At 72.3% G+C, this 14,349-nt stretch carries 12 protein-coding genes; 4 read left to right on the top strand and 8 right to left on the bottom strand.

Annotated elements, in window-relative coordinates; genetic code table 11:
* The first annotated feature begins 335 nt into the window (after positions 1-335).
* A complete protein-coding gene (locus AC2TEW_RS05300; RefSeq protein WP_484622129.1) occupies positions 336-2,387 on the top strand; it encodes a radical SAM protein in 2,052 nt (683 codons plus the stop codon).
* 144 nt (positions 2,388-2,531) lie between these two features.
* On the opposite strand, the gene AC2TEW_RS05295 is transcribed toward AC2TEW_RS05300, so the two are convergent.
* The 7 genes from AC2TEW_RS05295 to AC2TEW_RS05265 all read right to left on the bottom strand — a co-directional run bounded on the left by AC2TEW_RS05295 (position 2,532) and on the right by AC2TEW_RS05265 (position 8,441).
* Positions 2,532-3,239 carry a DUF6193 family natural product biosynthesis protein gene (locus AC2TEW_RS05295; protein WP_484622128.1) on the bottom strand — a complete coding sequence of 236 codons (708 nt, stop codon included), beginning with the start codon at positions 3,237-3,239 and terminating at the stop codon, positions 2,532-2,534.
* Positions 3,240-3,410: 171 nt separating this feature from the next.
* On the bottom strand, positions 3,411-3,926 hold the full coding sequence (locus AC2TEW_RS05290) for an RICIN domain-containing protein (protein ID WP_484622127.1): 516 nt from the start codon (positions 3,924-3,926) through the stop codon (positions 3,411-3,413).
* Positions 3,927-4,003: 77 nt separating this feature from the next.
* On the bottom strand, positions 4,004-4,552 hold the full coding sequence (locus tag AC2TEW_RS05285) for an RICIN domain-containing protein (protein ID WP_484622126.1): 549 nt from the start codon (positions 4,550-4,552) through the stop codon (positions 4,004-4,006).
* A gap of 436 nt (positions 4,553-4,988) precedes the next feature.
* The gene (locus AC2TEW_RS05280; RefSeq protein WP_484622394.1) at positions 4,989-5,558 is read right to left on the bottom strand and encodes a response regulator; all 570 of its coding nucleotides are present in this window, start codon (positions 5,556-5,558) and stop codon (positions 4,989-4,991) included.
* Positions 5,559-5,587: 29 nt separating this feature from the next.
* Positions 5,588-6,712 carry a sensor histidine kinase gene (locus AC2TEW_RS05275; RefSeq protein ID WP_484622125.1) on the bottom strand — a complete coding sequence of 375 codons (1,125 nt, stop codon included), beginning with the start codon at positions 6,710-6,712 and terminating at the stop codon, positions 5,588-5,590.
* Positions 6,713-6,726: 14 nt separating this feature from the next.
* Positions 6,727-7,476: an ABC transporter permease gene (locus tag AC2TEW_RS05270; RefSeq protein ID WP_484622124.1), complete on the bottom strand. Its 750-nt coding sequence runs from the start codon at positions 7,474-7,476 to the stop codon at positions 6,727-6,729.
* Entirely contained in the window at positions 7,473-8,441 is a 969-nt protein-coding gene (locus AC2TEW_RS05265) for an ABC transporter ATP-binding protein (protein WP_484622123.1), read from the bottom strand. The genes AC2TEW_RS05270 and AC2TEW_RS05265 overlap by 4 nt, the downstream gene beginning before the upstream one ends.
* A 297-nt stretch (positions 8,442-8,738) precedes the next feature.
* On the opposite strand from AC2TEW_RS05265, the gene AC2TEW_RS05260 reads away from it, so the two are divergent.
* Complete coding sequence (locus AC2TEW_RS05260) at positions 8,739-11,681, top strand: AfsR/SARP family transcriptional regulator (RefSeq protein WP_484622122.1); 2,943 nt, start codon at positions 8,739-8,741, stop codon at positions 11,679-11,681.
* Between the two features lie 79 nt (positions 11,682-11,760).
* Here AC2TEW_RS05260 and AC2TEW_RS05255 read toward each other — a convergent pair whose 3' ends face one another.
* Positions 11,761-12,381 (bottom strand): YbhB/YbcL family Raf kinase inhibitor-like protein, encoded by a 621-nt coding sequence (locus AC2TEW_RS05255; protein WP_484622121.1) that lies wholly within the window; start codon positions 12,379-12,381, stop codon positions 11,761-11,763.
* A 138-nt stretch (positions 12,382-12,519) separates the two neighbouring features.
* Between AC2TEW_RS05255 and AC2TEW_RS05250 the strand changes: the two genes are divergently transcribed.
* Positions 12,520-13,470, top strand: coding sequence for a helix-turn-helix transcriptional regulator (locus AC2TEW_RS05250; RefSeq protein ID WP_484622120.1), 951 nt, complete (start codon positions 12,520-12,522; stop codon positions 13,468-13,470).
* Between the two features lie 81 nt (positions 13,471-13,551).
* The gene (locus AC2TEW_RS05245) at positions 13,552-14,328 is read left to right on the top strand and encodes a hypothetical protein (RefSeq protein ID WP_484622119.1); all 777 of its coding nucleotides are present in this window, start codon (positions 13,552-13,554) and stop codon (positions 14,326-14,328) included.
* Positions 14,329-14,349: the final 21 nt, after the last annotated feature.

Below are 14,349 nucleotides of genomic sequence, written 5' to 3'. Positions count from 1 at the left end.
GGCCGGTGAAGGACCGGCTGATTCGCGGCTGACGCTACATCGGGCCACCGGACGCGTCAATATCCTTCGCACCGGGGGATCGCCGCCGAAAAGACGTCAGGTCAGCGCCGGTATCCCCGGGAATACTTACGATACAAAGCGCGCGTTATTGACGACGCCGGTCGGCACTGCGACCGTGTGTATCCGCTGCCGGCCCACGGGCGGGGGCTCCGGCGCGGGAAATGTGCGGGCCGGCGCCACCACGGCGGCCGAAGGCGCGATCCGTCCGGCGGAGACCGGTGCGGGATGCCACGGCGGAATGTCCACCTCACCCGACTCGGTACGGATGTGTAGCCATGACCTCCACGATGGACCCGGTCCACGTCACCGTCCCCGACACCGCTCCCCTCGGGCAGTCGGCCCCGCCGTCCGCCGGGCCGGCCGGGCGCAAGCCGGTGCACCTGGTCGAGTTCACCGCGATGCACGGCGTCCGCTACAGCGTCACCCTCGGCTACCTGAAGGCGACCTCGGTCGCCGACCCGGTCCTCGACGCGAGCTGCGAGTTCCACATCAGCGTGCGCGAGCAGAGCGGCGGCGAGCAGGCCATGAAGGAGCTGCTCGAGTCCTGGGACGAGCCGTTCGTCGTCGCGCTGACCGTCTTCTTCTGGAACCGCGCCCAGTCCATGGAGCTGGCCCGCCGGGTGAAGGAGCGCTGGCCCGCCTGCCGGGTGGTGCTCGGCGGCAACGACGTCAGCTACCAGCAGGACCCGGTGTTCGCCGAGGCACCGTGGGTGGACGTCCTGGTGCACGGCGAGGGCGAGTTGCGCTTCCGCGACCTGCTGCACTGCTTCCTCGACGGCGGCGACCTGGCCACCATCCCCGGCATCAGCTACTGGTCCGAGGGGGCGGTCGTCACCAACGCGGACGCGGACCGGATCACCGACCTGGAGCAGATCGTCTCGCCGATCCTCACGCCGGTCTACTCGGACGAGGAGATCACCGGCTCCTCGATGATCGTGTACGAGACCAACCGCGGCTGCCCCTACAAGTGCGCGTTCTGCTACTGGGGCGGCGCCACCAACTCCAAGGTCCGCCAGTTCGAACTGGACCGGATCTTCGCCGAACTGGACCGGCTGATCCGGCTGATGCCCACCGACGCGACGCTGTTCATCGCGGACGCCAACTTCGGCATCATCGCCCGCGACCGGGAGATCGCCAAGCACATCGTCGAACTCAGCCGGCGCTACGACAAGCGGCTGATCATCAGCACCAACTGGGCGAAGAACGGCAACGACCGGATCGTGGAGATCGCCTCCATGCTCCACTCCGCCGAACTGACCGGCGCCATCACGCTCTCCGCGCAGTCCTTCGACGCCAACGTCCTGAAGATCGCCAACCGGGCCAACATCCGCACCGACCACTACCGCCGGCTGCTCTCCCGCTTCCGCGCCCTCGACGTCCCCACCTACACCGACCTGATCTGGGGCCTGCCCGGCGAGACCTACGCCACCTACCTCGACGGGATCGAGGAGGTGCTGACCGCCGGCGGCTCCCCGGTGATCTACCCGCTGCTGCTGCTCAACAACACCGAGTACTCCCGGGAGTCCTTCAAGGACAAGCACCAGCTGACCACCCGCTGGATGCCCGGCGACATCACCAACCCGGAGCTGGTCGCCGACGTCGTGGTCGGGCACGAGTGCATGACCACCGACGAGTGGGTGCGCGGCATGGAGTTCCGCGTCGCCATGACGCTGTTCCAGAAGATCCTGCTGCGCTGCGCCCTGCGCGTCCTGCACGAGACGACCGGCGTCCGGATGGTCGAACTGTGCGCGCGGCTGTGGACGTTCCTGACCGAGGACTGCGCCGACCCGTTCCTGCGCGCCGTCGCCCGCAACATCGAGGTGGGCTACCGGGAGCCGGCCGACGTGGACATGGGGCTGCTGAGGACCGTGATCGGGGACCAGGTCGTGGTGCCCGAGGAGGTGCACTTCCAGGCGCTGCTGTGCCGCGCCGTCTCCACCGAGCAGGCGGCCGCCAAGCTGCTCGGCGCGGCGACGGACTGGCTCTGCGACCGGCTGGCCGCCGACGGGCACCCGATCGACCGGGTGCTGGTCGACGGCGCGCTGACGGTCGACCTCGCGGCGACCACCATCCTGCGCGCCAGCCTGCGCGGCGAGCTCAAGGAGGCCGAGTTCGCCGTCCCGCGCCGCGGCTGGGACCTGCTCGTCGAGGCCGGCGACGTCCCCTCCAGCCTCGACGCGACCGGCCAGGGCACCACCGTCCGCGGCACGGTCTGGGCACCCCCGCGCTGGGTCCACTACCCGATCAGCGTCTACGCCCTCTCCATCTGGCACGGCACGGGGCGTCCCCTGCACGACCTGCAGTACGCCCTGCCGGGCCACGACTGAGCGGCCGGGAAGGGGCGCGGCTCCGCCCCGCCGAGCGTCACGGGCCCGGCGGCAGCGGGACGGCGTCGTCAAGCAGGCCGTCCAGCACCACCGCGACGGCCGCCGCCGCACCGTCCGCTTCCTGTACGCGGCCGTCGGCGAACGTCACCTCGAAGCGGCCGTTGCCGGGCGCCTGGTCCTCGGGAGGTCGTGGCAGATGGGCGGCGCGGCCCGGCGGCTGAAGGTCAGGCAGGACATGGCCTTGCCCGGCGACAGGGCCCGCAGGCGCGGTTCCGCGAAGGCGGCCTCGACGAGGGCCCGCCAGTCGGGGTCCTGCCGGCGTTCGGCGTACGTCTCGGCGACCTGGTGCATCATCTTCCACCGGGCCGGCACGGCCTCGCCGCGTTCGTGCGCCTCGGCCAACTCCCAGGTCTGCGGGAAGGGCCGCTGCGCAACGTGATCGCGCACCGCGGATCCCCGGTGCCAGGAGTGCATCGCCCCGGCGGCCTCGGACAGGTCCTGCGTGCCGCCCGAGGCCATGGGGACGCCGCGCGCCCAGCAGTCGACGCTGAAGCTGCGCACGCCGCGGGCCGTCAGGACGTTCGCCGAGCGGCCGTCGGCCTCCGCCCTGGCGGCCACATGGCGCCGGCCCGGTGAGGACGTCAGCTCGACCACGAGCTCACGGCCCGCACGATCGGCCGCCGTCTGGAGCGCGTTCTGCACCGAGCCGGCCTCCGCCACGTCGGGATAGAGGGTGACGTACTCGTAGGGGGGATGGCCGGCATCGGTCGGCGCCACAGCGGGAAGCGGTTCGTCCTCGCGGAAAGGACTGGCCACCCGGGCCGCTGTCACATCTCGAACCTCCTCGGACATACCGCCGAATCTGCCAGGGCGGCCCGCCGCACGGTCAGCTACGGGACAGACCGGGAAGTGCCGCACGAGCTCCCGTGGGCCTGGAAGATCTGACATCCACTCGCACGATGATTGAGAAAGGTGAGTGAGGGCCCGGTCTCCCAAGACCGGGCCCTCACCCACCTTCGCCTGTCAGAAGGCCCAGTACTGGTCCTTGAAGTAGCCGCAGGTGTACTGGAAGGCGGCGCTGCCCTCGGCCGTCCCCTGGACCACGAGGCACTTGTTGCTGTTGTAGTTGACGTACCAGGTGCTGTCACTCGTGATGTGGTAGGCGTACCACTTCTGGTCGTTCAGCCCTGTGCAGGTGTACTGGAACACCGGCGCACCGTCCGCGGTGCCCTGGGCGGTGAGGCACTGGTTGCTGTAGTCGTTGCGGATCTCGGCCGGCGTTCCGCTGGTGTTGAGGTGCCAGCTCTGGTCCTTGAAGTTGCCGCAGGTGGTCTGCGTGGCGCGGGAGCCGTAGGCGCCGCTCGCCAGGACCACCAGGCACTTGCCGCTGTTGAGGTTGGAGAGCCCGTAGTGGCCGGGCGGGTTGATCACGCTCTTGGGCGTGACAACCGCGGCCGAGGCCGTGGCGGCCGGCACGAACACCGCCGATGCGGCGAAGATTGCCGCCAGAAGGCCGACCCGCTTGTTCGTCATCATCATGAAATTCCCCTCCCGATGGATCAAGCATGTTTCTCCGGCACCCGACCGGAGACCGCGCCGCACCTCGCCGTCACGCACTACCACCACAGCTGGTCCCGGAAGTCCAGGCACTGGTACTGGAACACGGGGCTGTTGTTGGCACCCCCCTGAACGACGAGGCACTTACCGCTGTTCGCGTTCTGGAACTTGTACTGGCCGGAGGAATTGACGTACACCGCCCAGAACTGGTCCGCGAACGAGAGGCACGCGTACTGGAAGGCGCCGCTGTCGCCGGTCCCCTGGGTCACGAGGCACTTGCCGCTGTTGACGTTCCGCAGCTGGAAGAACTGGCCGGAGGAGTCCGGGACGAGGTTCCACTGCTGGTCCGCCAGCCCCGCGCAGTTGTACTGGAAGGCGCTGCTGTCGCCGAACCCCTGCGTGACGAGGCACTTGCCGCTGTTGACGTTCTGCCACTGGACGCCGGAGAGCTGGGCACTCGAGAGCTGGGCGCCGGCGATGCTCTTGACGCCGGCCTGGGCGGTCAGCCGGGTGAGCGAGCGGTCCGCGGACGGGTCGTAGGACGCCGCCGAGGCGGACGTGGCCGCTCCGATCAGGGAGGCGGCTGCCAGCCCGGTGGCAGCGAACACGGATCCGAGGATCCGGGCCTTTCCACGCAACGTATCGATCATAATTTCCCCCTCTTCGGCAAAGCATTCCGAAAAAGAAACCGAAAGCAACGCCAATAGCTCGTCGGCGAAATGACCTTAGCATCGCCACCGACGGACCATCAAGGGAGTTCCTGACCGCACCAGCAAATGCGCGCGCTTGCACCGCACGGGGGGATATCGCATTTCTGAGCCATGTCAGCATTTGGGGCGTTCCGACCGGGGAGATCCCGACAGCCGAACTTCGCAGCCGAATACTCCGTTCCGTTTACGGTGCACCCGACTGTGGTATTTCTGGCCTCGGTGGCATCGATTTTCGGCCAGGACCGACGGCGACCGCACCCCGACGGCGACCGCACCCCCGCGGGGCTGCCCCGACCCCGGGCAACCCCGCCGTCGACGGGATCGCCGCCGGCCGCTACAGCCAGCCGCGGGTCAGTGCCGTGCGGGCCGCCTCGGTGCGGTTGCGGGCGCCGAGTTTGGCCATCGCGCTGGACAGGTAGTTGCGGACCGTGCCCTCGGCGAGGAAGAGGCGGGCCGCGATCTCGACGTTGCTGGCGCCGTCCGCGACCGCGCGGAGCAGTTCGCGCTCCCGCTCGGTCAGCGGGTCGGCCGCGTCCCAGGCGGCCACCGCCAGCTCCGGCGCGACCACCCGTTCGCCCGCGTGGACCCGGCGCAGGGCACCCGCCAGCTCCCCGATCGGCGCGTCCTTGAGCACGTAGCCGGCCACCCCGGCGTCGACCGCGCGCCGCAGGTAGCCGCTGCGGGCGAAGGTGGTCACGATCAGCACCCGGGTGGGGTCGCCGAGGGTGTTCAGCTCGGCGGCCAGCTCCAGGCCGGTGCGGCCGGGCATCTCGATGTCGGTCACCAGCACGTCGGGACGGTGGGCGCGGACCGCCGCCAGCGCGTCGTCGCCGTTGGTCGCGGTCGCCACCACCGTGATGTCCGGCTGCAGGTCGAGCAGCGCCGCGAACGCGCCCAGCACCATGCTCTGGTCCTCGGCCAGCACCACCCGGATCACCGGGCCGCCGCCTGTCGCGGCACCGTGATGGTGAGGGTGGTGCCGGCGGAGCCGGTGCGCTGCACGGCGCCGCCGAGCTTGGCGATCCGTTCCCGCACCCCGGTCAGTCCGGTACCTTCCGGGGCCGTGCCGCCGATCCCGTCGTCCGCGATCACCAGGCGCACCCTTTCCTCGTCCGCGTCCAGTCCCAGCCCGATCCGGCAGGTGGAGGCCCGGGCGTGCCGGGCCACGTTGGTGACGGCCTCCCGCAGCACCAGGCCGAGTTCGTGCTCGGCGGCCGCGACCAGGATCAGCCCGTCGTCGTAGTCGACCCGCAGCCGGACGCCGGTCCCGGCGAGCGCCCGGCGGGCGGCCTCCAGTTCGGCGCGGATGCTGGTCTGCCGCCAGCCGGTGACGGTGCTGCGCACCGCGGCCAGCGCCTCGCGGGCGTTGCGTTCGATCTCCTCGGCCTCCGCGCGGGCCCGCTGCGGGTCGGCCAGGACGAGTTCCTTGGTCAGCTGGGCGCGCATCACCACGGCGGTGAGTGAGTGGCCGAGCAGGTCGTGCAGGTCCCGGGCGATCCGTTCGCGTTCGGCGAGGGTCGCGAGCAGTTCGACCTGCGCGGTGCGCAGCCGCTGGTTCTCCAACTCCTGCTGGCGGTCGCGCTGTTTGAGCTCCAGCAGGCCGATCACCCAGATCAGCACCGACGCCGACACGAAGCCCCACAGCCGGTACGGCATCGGTACCCAGGAGACCAGCGCGGCCAGGGTGTTGAGCACGGTCAGGCCGGTGAACCACAGTCTGGCGTCGCGCCAGGGCAGGGTGTCGCCCGCGACGGCGGCCGCGTAGACGAACACCAGGCTCGCGTTGGTGTTGAACGGTGTGGCCAGTGCGCCGATCACGGTCAGCGGCACGATCGCCGTCCAGACGTGCCCGGTGGCCGGGCCGCGCAGCAGTTTCGCGCCGTACAGTGCGATCGTCGCCACGCACACCCCGCCGGCCAGCGGCCACTCCCACCACGACCCCTCGGGGGCGAAGTAGGGCTGCACCAGCACGAAGAGCAGGTAGCCCAGGTACACCCACTCCCAGGTCCGCAGCCTGGCGGCGACGGACCCGGGGGCGGGTTCCTGACGGGTGCTCATCTCATGGTCGGTACTCATATCCGGGCATGACGATAGGCCATCGTGGCCACCCCCGCCGATGCCAGCGTGGTGAGCAGCAGGGCGAGGACGTGGAGCAGGACCGGGCCGTGGCCGAGTTGGGAGAGTCCGAGCTGCGCGAGATGGTAGGTGGGGAGGAACCTGGCGATCTGCCGCATCACGTGGGGCAGGAACTGGATCGGGATCCACAGGCCGGAGAGCACCGCGAGCGGGAAGAGCAGCGCGTTGAGCAGGGCGATCGTCGCGTTGGTGCGAAACCGCAGCCCGACGGCGACGCTGATCAGGGTGAACGGGACGGTGCCCAGCAGCAGTACCAGCGCGACCCGCAGCAGCGCCCACACCGAGGCGTGCAGGGTGCCGAAGGCGGCGGCCGCCACCCCCATCAGCACCAGTACGCCGACCCCGTACAGCAGTGCGGCCATCGCCTTGGCGCCGAGGCTGATGCCGATCGGCACGGCGGAGACCCGTTTCATCCGCAGCCAGCCGAGGTCGCGGTCCTGGGCGACGCCGATGCCCGGCTGCAGCGCGGCCACGGTGATGACGCCGTAGGTGCCGAAGGTGGCGACCATGGCGGTGCCGGCCGAGATCCCCTGGGTGGTGTCGTGCCCGTACAGCAGGTTGAACAGGACGAAGAAGCCGACCGGCATCAGGATGCTGAAGAACAGGGAGGTGGGTTCCCGGACGATCGCGCGCAGTTCGTCGCGCAGTTCGACGCCGAACACCCGTACCGTCAGCCCGGCGTTCATCCGGTCACCTCCGCCCGCCGGGAACCGTCCCGGTCGTAGCCGGCGTCCGCGCCGGTGGCATCCGGGCCGGCCTCCGCGCGGTCCGTCAGCGCGAGCACCGCCTCCTCCAGTCCGGCGTCCTGGACCCGCAGTTCGGACAGGTCCGGGTCGCGGTCGAGCAGGACGCGCAGCAGGTCCTCGGGTGAGCGGGTCTGGATGCGCGACAGTCCGTGCTCAGGGGTCACCGACAGTACTCCCGGTAGTTGCTCCAGTTCGGAACGGTCGAGGCCGGTCCGGACGGTGACGGTGCGGTCCGGCAGCCGCGCGACGAGGTCGTCGGGCGGTGCGTCCGCGAGGACCCGGCCGCGGTCGAGTACCACCACGCGGTCGGCGACCGCGGCGGACTCCTCGATCAGGTGGGTGGTGACCAGGACCGCGGTGCCCTGCTCCCGGCGCCTGGCCAGGATCTGCCAGAAGTGGCGGCGGGCCACGGTGTCCAGACCGACCGTCGGTTCGTCGAGCACCAGCAGGGCGGGTTCGGTGACCAGCGCCATCGCCAGCTGTACCCGCTGCTTCTGGCCGCCGGAGAGCTTGGCGACCCGCCTGCGTCGCAGGTCGGTCAGGCCGAGCTCGTCCAGGACCGGGCCGGCGGCGGCCGCGCGCAGTCCGCCGCGTACGGCGGCGCCGGTGACCAGCTCGTGGACAGTGAGGGTGTTCGGGAAGCCGAGCGTCTGCTGGGCCACGCCGAGGCGTCGGCGGGTCGCCGCGCGGCGCGGGTCGCCGCCCAGGATGCGGACGGTGCCCTGTTGCGGGGTCAGCAGGCCGACGGCGAGGGTGACCAGGGTCGACTTGCCCGCGCCGTTCGGCCCGAGGAGGGCGACGCACTCGCCCGGGTCCACCCCGAGGTCCACTCCGTCCAGTGCGACGGTCTCCCCGTAGCGGTACCGGAGTCCCTCGGCGGTCAGTACTGCCGCTGTCGTTCCCATGACCGCCATGCTCCCCTTCCGGTGGTGGACCGGGGTAGTGATGGCCCGTCACCGGCGGGTGATGACAAATGTCAACGATGCGGTGCCTGACCTCCGCGGGAGGGTGCGTTCCGGTAGGGCTGGGTACGTCCTGTCGGGAGTGCCGCACCCGCCCGCACCGGTGTTACATATTTTGTTCATATTCATGTATTTATGATCCGGTCTGTCGGATACTGCGTCTCACCCGACCACGTCAGGCAGCCAGGGCAGACCGTGCCAGCGGGGGCGGCGTGGGGGGCGCTGGACTGGGGGTGCGGCATGCACGACGAAGACGTACGATTCGCGGTTCTGGGCCCGGTACGGGCCTGGCGGGGGGACACCGAGCTGGACCTCGGACAGCCCCAGCAGCGGGCGGTCCTGGCCGCACTGCTGCTGCGCAAGGGCGCGCACGTCACCCTGGACGGCCTGGTCGACGACGTCTGGGGGGACACCGCCCCCGCGACGTCGACCCGGCTGGTGCGCACCTACATCTACCGGCTCCGGCTGGTCCTGGGCCGCGCCGGGAGCGGCCACATCAGGTCCGTCGGCGGCGGGTACGTCCTGGAGGCCGGGCCCCGGCGCTGCGACCTGACCCGCTTCGGCCACCTGGTCTCCCAGGGACGCGCGGCGCGCACCGGCGGCAACCCGGCCCGGGCGGTCGGGCAGTACGCCGAGGGCCTCGCCCTGTGGACCGGCACCGCACTCGCGGGCGTCCCCGGCCCGTACGCCGACGCCCAGCGCGCCCGGCTGAACGAGCTGCGGCTGAGCGCCCAGGAGGAACGCCTCGCCTGCGCCGTCGCCCTCGGCCGGTACGACCACGCCGCCGCCGAACTCGCCGCCCTCGTCACCGAGCACCCGCTGCGCGAGCAACTGCGCGAACTCCAGATGCACGCGCTCTACGGCGCGGGCAGACAGGCCGAGGCGCTCAGCGTGCTGCGCGAGACCGAACGGCTGCTGCGGGCCGAGCTCGGCGTCGACCCCGGCCCCGGACTGCACGCCATGCACCGGCGCATCCTGAACGCGGACCCCGCCCTGCTGCCGCCCGTACCCGCGCCGCCCGGCGCCGCCGCCCCGACCCCCGTACCCGCCCCGCCACCGCCCGCACCCGCACCGCCCACCGCCGCCCCCGCCACCCGGATGCCCGTCCCCGCCCAACTCCCCCACGATCTGGTGCACTTCACCGGTCGCACCGGACAGCTCGACGAACTGAGCGCCCTGGCCGGGCAGGCGGGCCGCTCGATGGTGGTCGCCGCGATCGGCGGCACCGCGGGGATCGGCAAGACCGCCCTGGTCGTGCACTGGGCCCACCGGGCGGCCGGGAACTTCCCCGACGGCCAGCTCTACGTCGACCTCCGCGGCTTCGACCCGACCGGCACCCCGGTACCCGCCGGGACCGCGATCCGCGGGTTCCTCGACGCCCTCGGGGTACCGGCCGCGCAGATCCCGGCCGGCCACGAGGCGCAGACCGGGCTGTACCGCAGCCTGATGGCCGGCCGGCGGATGCTGGTGGTGCTCGACAACGCCTGCGACCCCGAGCAGGTCCGCCCGCTGCTGCCCGGCTCCGCCGGTTCCATGGTCCTGGTCACCAGCCGCAGCCAGCTCGCCGGCCTGGTCGCCCGCGACGGCGCCCACAGCCTCACCCTGGACCTGCTCACCCAGCAGGAGGCCCGCGACCTGCTCGCCCGCCGGCTGGGCACGCGGCGGGTCACCGCCGAGCCGGCCAGCGTCGGGGAGCTGATCGACCTGTGCGCCCGGCTGCCGCTGGCCCTCAACATCACCGCGGCCAACGCGGCCGCCCAACCCGCCTTCTCGCTCGCCGTGTTCGCCGCCCAGCTGCGGCAGGACCACAACCGGCTGGCCGCCCTCGACACCGGCGACGTGACCTCGAACGCCCGCGCCGTGTTCTCCTGGTCGTACCGGACCCTCGCCCCGGCCACCGCCCGGATGTTCCGCTTCCTCGGCCTGCACCCCGGGCCGTACATCACCGTGCCGGCCGCGGCCAGCCTCGCCGCCGTCACCCGCGAGCAGGCCCGCACCGCCCTGGACGAGCTCGCCCGGGCCTGCCTGCTGACCGAGTCCTCCCCCGGCCGCTACACCTGCCACGACCTGCTGCGGGCCTACGCCGCCGAGCAGTCCGGCGTCCACGACACCCCGGCGGAGCAGCACCGGGTCGCCCGCCGCACCCTCGACCACTACCTGCACACCGCCTACCCCGCCGCCCGCTTACTGGCCCCCGCCCGGGAGCAGTTGCCGCTGTCCCCGCCGGGCCCCGGCGTCCTGCCGGAGACCCTCGCCGACAGCCAGCAGGCCTGGTACTGGTTCAGCACCGAGCACCGGGTGCTGCTGGCCGCGCTCGCCCAGGCCGAGACCCGCGGCATGGCGGCCGAGGTCTGCCAACTCGCCCGGCCGCTCGGGGTCTTCCTGGAGCACCGCGGGCAGTGGCACGACTACCGGGCGGTCCGGACCAGCGCCCTGGCCGCCGCCCGGCGCCTCGGCGACCTGGCCGAAGAGGCCCGCGCACACCGCCAGTTGGCCCACCTGTCGCTGCTGGTACGGGCCTATCCCAACGCCCGTACCCACCTCGACCTCGCCATCGAGCTCTACCGATGTCTCGACGACCCGCTCGGCGAGGCCAACGCACGGCACGGACTCGCCCTCCTGCTGGACCGCCAGGGCCGCTACCGGGCGGCGCTCGACCAGGCCCGCCAGGCGCTGCCGCTGTACCGCGCGTCCGGCGAGCGCCGCGGCCAGGCCGGCGTCCTCAACGCCATCGGCTGCATCCACGCCCGGCTCGGCAACCACCGCCAGGCCCTGGACTCCTGCCGGCAGACCCTGGAGCTCCACCACGGCCTGGACACCGAGGACTTCGAGGCCACCAGCCTGGACAGCCTGGGCCACGCCCACCACCACCTCGGCCACCACCGGCAGGCCATCGAGTGCTACCACCGGGCGCTCGACCTGTTCCGCCGCGACCGGCACGTCCTGCACCAGGCCGACACCCTCACCCGTCTCGGCGAGACCCACCGCGCCGCCCGCGACCCGGAGTCCGCCCGCGACGCCTGGGAACAGGCCCGGCTGCTCTTCCAGAACCTCCAACTCCCCGACGCCGAGCAGCTCCACCAGAAGCTGCTGGAGCTGCGCAGCACCAAGCCCGTGCGCGCCACGGCCCGTACCGCCGCCCGCGCGACGGCCCGTACCACCCTGCCGGCGCACAGCGTCTGAACCGGCCGCCGTCCGTCCAGGCGCACCGTCGTCCGCGGGGGCCGGCCGGGGTGGGGGTGCCCGGGGCACCCCCGTCCGGTCAGCGCCGGGCCGTACCGGTCAGCCGGGCGCGGGCGATGATGTGGCCCGACATCGTGAAGGCGGCGACGGTCGGCGGGGTACCGGCCGGCAGGTGCAGGCCGGGCACGTCCAGTGCGTACACCGAGACCTCGTAGTGGTGCAGGACGTCACCGACCGGCGGGCACGGGCCCAGGTAGCCGGTCCGGCCGGCCTCGTTGGTCCCCGCGACCGCGCCGGCCGGGAGCGTCCGGCCCAGGCCCGTGCTGTCGGCGGGGAGGTCCCAGACCAGCCAGTGCCAGAACCCGGCGCCGGTGGGCGCGTCCGGGTCGAACATGGTGACGGCGTAGCTCCTGGTGCCCTCCGGCGCCCCGCTCCAGGCCAGCTCGAACTGCCGGTTGGGGCCGGTGCAGCCGAACGCGTCGGCCCAGGCGTCGTCCGGCAGGGTGCCGTCGGCGTCGAAGTCCGGGCTGGTCACGGTGAACCGCGCGACGCCCTCCGGGACCCCGCGCCGGACGGGACGGTAGCCGAAGGCGTCGGTCTCCACGGGGTCCACGGGGTCGGCCGGGCCGGTGGTGGCGGGAGCGGCATCGGCCGCGGCTGAGACTGCGGCTGCGGCTGCGGCTCGGGTGGTGCTGGTCATCGTGTCCTCCTCGAACGGGTTGCTCGGTCTCCACGATCACCGGGCACCGGGCGGCCGGGGAAGGCTCTCCCGATGCTGGTACGCGGGGTACCAGGCCCGGCGCTGGACATCGCACGGCGATCCCGGAGGATGGACGACGTGGAACACCGAACGACACCCCGCCGACCGGCACCCGGCCGCCCGGCACCGCAGCGCGCCGAGCTGGGCCGGTTCCTGCGCGCGGTGCGCGCCCGCCTCGGGCCGCAGGACGTCGGGCTCCCGGAGACGGACCGGCGCCGTACCCCGGGGCTGCGGCGCCAGGAGGTCGCCCAGCTCGCCGCGGTCAGCATCGACTGGTACATCCGGCTCGAACAGGGCCGGGTCGGCACGCCAGGAGCCGCGGTGCTCGACGCGCTCGCCGGGGCGCTGCGGCTGTCCCCGGCCGAACGCCGGCACCTGCACCTGATCGCCGGCGGCAGGTCCCCGGTCGGCGCCGGGACCTCGCTGCCGGTCGCGGACTCGATGCGGGTCCTGCTGGACGGGATGCCGCTGCTGCCCGCGTACCTCACCGACTTCCGCTTCGACGTCCTGGCGCACAACGCCGCCGCCACCGCGCTCTTCGGCGAGGACTTCGGCACCGGCGAGGCGGCCAACAGCGCCCGGATGCTGTTCCTGGTGGAACGGGTACGGGCGATGCAGCTGGACTGGACACGGGTCGCCCGCGAGACCGTCGGCCAGCTGCGGGCCAACCGGGCCCGGCACCCGGGCGACCCGAGACTGCGCCAGGTGATCGACGAACTCCGCGCGGAGAGTGCCGAGTTCAGCAGCTGGTGGGACGACCACACGGTGCGGCAGCGCGCCCACGGCACCAAGCGCCTGCACCACCCGGTGGTCGGCCCGCTGACCGTCCGCTACGACATGCTGGCCACCCTCCAGGACGGCGACCAGACCCTGACCGTGGTCACCCCGGCCGACCCCGCCGCCGAACACGCCCTGCGCGACCTGCTGGTACACCGGGCCACCTCACTCCCCCGCCCCGACGTACGGCCCCTGGCCTCGCGCACGTCCACAGCCGACGCCGCCACCGACCTTCGGCACGCCCGCTCCTGAACCCGGCAGCGAAGGACGGCCATGCGGACGACGTGACCGCGGTGATGGCCTCGCCACGGTGTTCCGAGGAGAATGCACACGGTGATGCAGCAGAGCGCGCGGTCCCGCTTCCGGGCCGCCCTGTTCGGTCTCGGTGAGCGCTGGGAGTCCGGCGTCGAGCAACTCGCTGCCCAGGTGGTGGCGGGACTGCTCGCCTTCGGCCAGGACAAGGCCGCCGTCGCCGCGGCGGCCGGACAACTCGCCGTCTCGGTCGAAGAGGACCCGTACGGGCGACGGAATCTCGGACTCTGCCTGAAGGACTACGACGTGCGCCTGGTGGACGTCCTCTGGCTCGCGGACGGCCTCGACGTTCCGGAACAGGTGCAACAGCGGTGGCCGGGCCTGCCCCAGCAGGAGTGGGAGTGCGCCCTCCGGGTGGCCAAACTGGTGCTCTCGGCACTGGGATCACCCTCGATCACGAACGACCGGGCGGTCGCCAATCCCGGACGGGACCAGTTCCGAGCCGCCCTGTCGGCCGTGGGCGACCACCCTGGAACGCCACCGCAGAAGCTCGCCACGGACCTGACGGCCGGGCTCCTGGCCTTCGCATCGGAGACCCCCGACAACCTCGCCGCCGCCGAGCGGCTCGGCGTCTCGACCGAGCAGGACGAGAGCGGCTGGAACGCCGGTCTGAGCATGCGCCAGTCAGGGCTCCGCCTGTCACGGCTCCTGGGTGGTGCACTCGGCAGCCCGCTGCCGCACCAGCTGCTGGAGGACTTCCCGGAGCTCATCCAGGAGGACTGGGACGCCGTGCTCACCGTGACCACGGCGGTTCTGACTGCACTCGAGTCCGAGCGCGTCGCAGGCAGGCACCGCTGACCGGACCTGTCGGCGGCGGGG

The organism is Kitasatospora sp. NEAU-CNBT7, assembly GCF_057220535.1.
Note: the sequence above shows the minus strand (reverse complement) of the source record. Positions and strands in the feature narration are given on the sequence as shown.

Bases quoted from the DNA above. Each gene is read 5' to 3' on its own strand.
- AC2TEW_RS05300 (WP_484622129.1), top strand. From the start codon at position 336: ATGACCTCCACGATGGACCCGGTCCACGTCACCGTCCCCGACACCGCT.
- AC2TEW_RS05295 (WP_484622128.1), bottom strand. From the start codon at position 3,239: ATGTCCGAGGAGGTTCGAGATGTGACAGCGGCCCGGGTGGCCAGTCCT.
- AC2TEW_RS05290 (WP_484622127.1), bottom strand. From the start codon at position 3,926: ATGATGATGACGAACAAGCGGGTCGGCCTTCTGGCGGCAATCTTCGCC.
- AC2TEW_RS05280 (WP_484622394.1), bottom strand. From the start codon at position 5,558: ATGGTGCTGGGCGCGTTCGCGGCGCTGCTCGACCTGCAGCCGGACATC.
- AC2TEW_RS05275 (WP_484622125.1), bottom strand. From the start codon at position 6,712: ATGAGCACCCGTCAGGAACCCGCCCCCGGGTCCGTCGCCGCCAGGCTG.
- AC2TEW_RS05270 (WP_484622124.1), bottom strand. From the start codon at position 7,476: ATGAACGCCGGGCTGACGGTACGGGTGTTCGGCGTCGAACTGCGCGAC.
- AC2TEW_RS05265 (WP_484622123.1), bottom strand. From the start codon at position 8,441: ATGGGAACGACAGCGGCAGTACTGACCGCCGAGGGACTCCGGTACCGC.
- AC2TEW_RS05260 (WP_484622122.1), top strand. From the start codon at position 8,739: ATGCACGACGAAGACGTACGATTCGCGGTTCTGGGCCCGGTACGGGCC.
- AC2TEW_RS05255 (WP_484622121.1), bottom strand. From the start codon at position 12,381: ATGACCAGCACCACCCGAGCCGCAGCCGCAGCCGCAGTCTCAGCCGCG.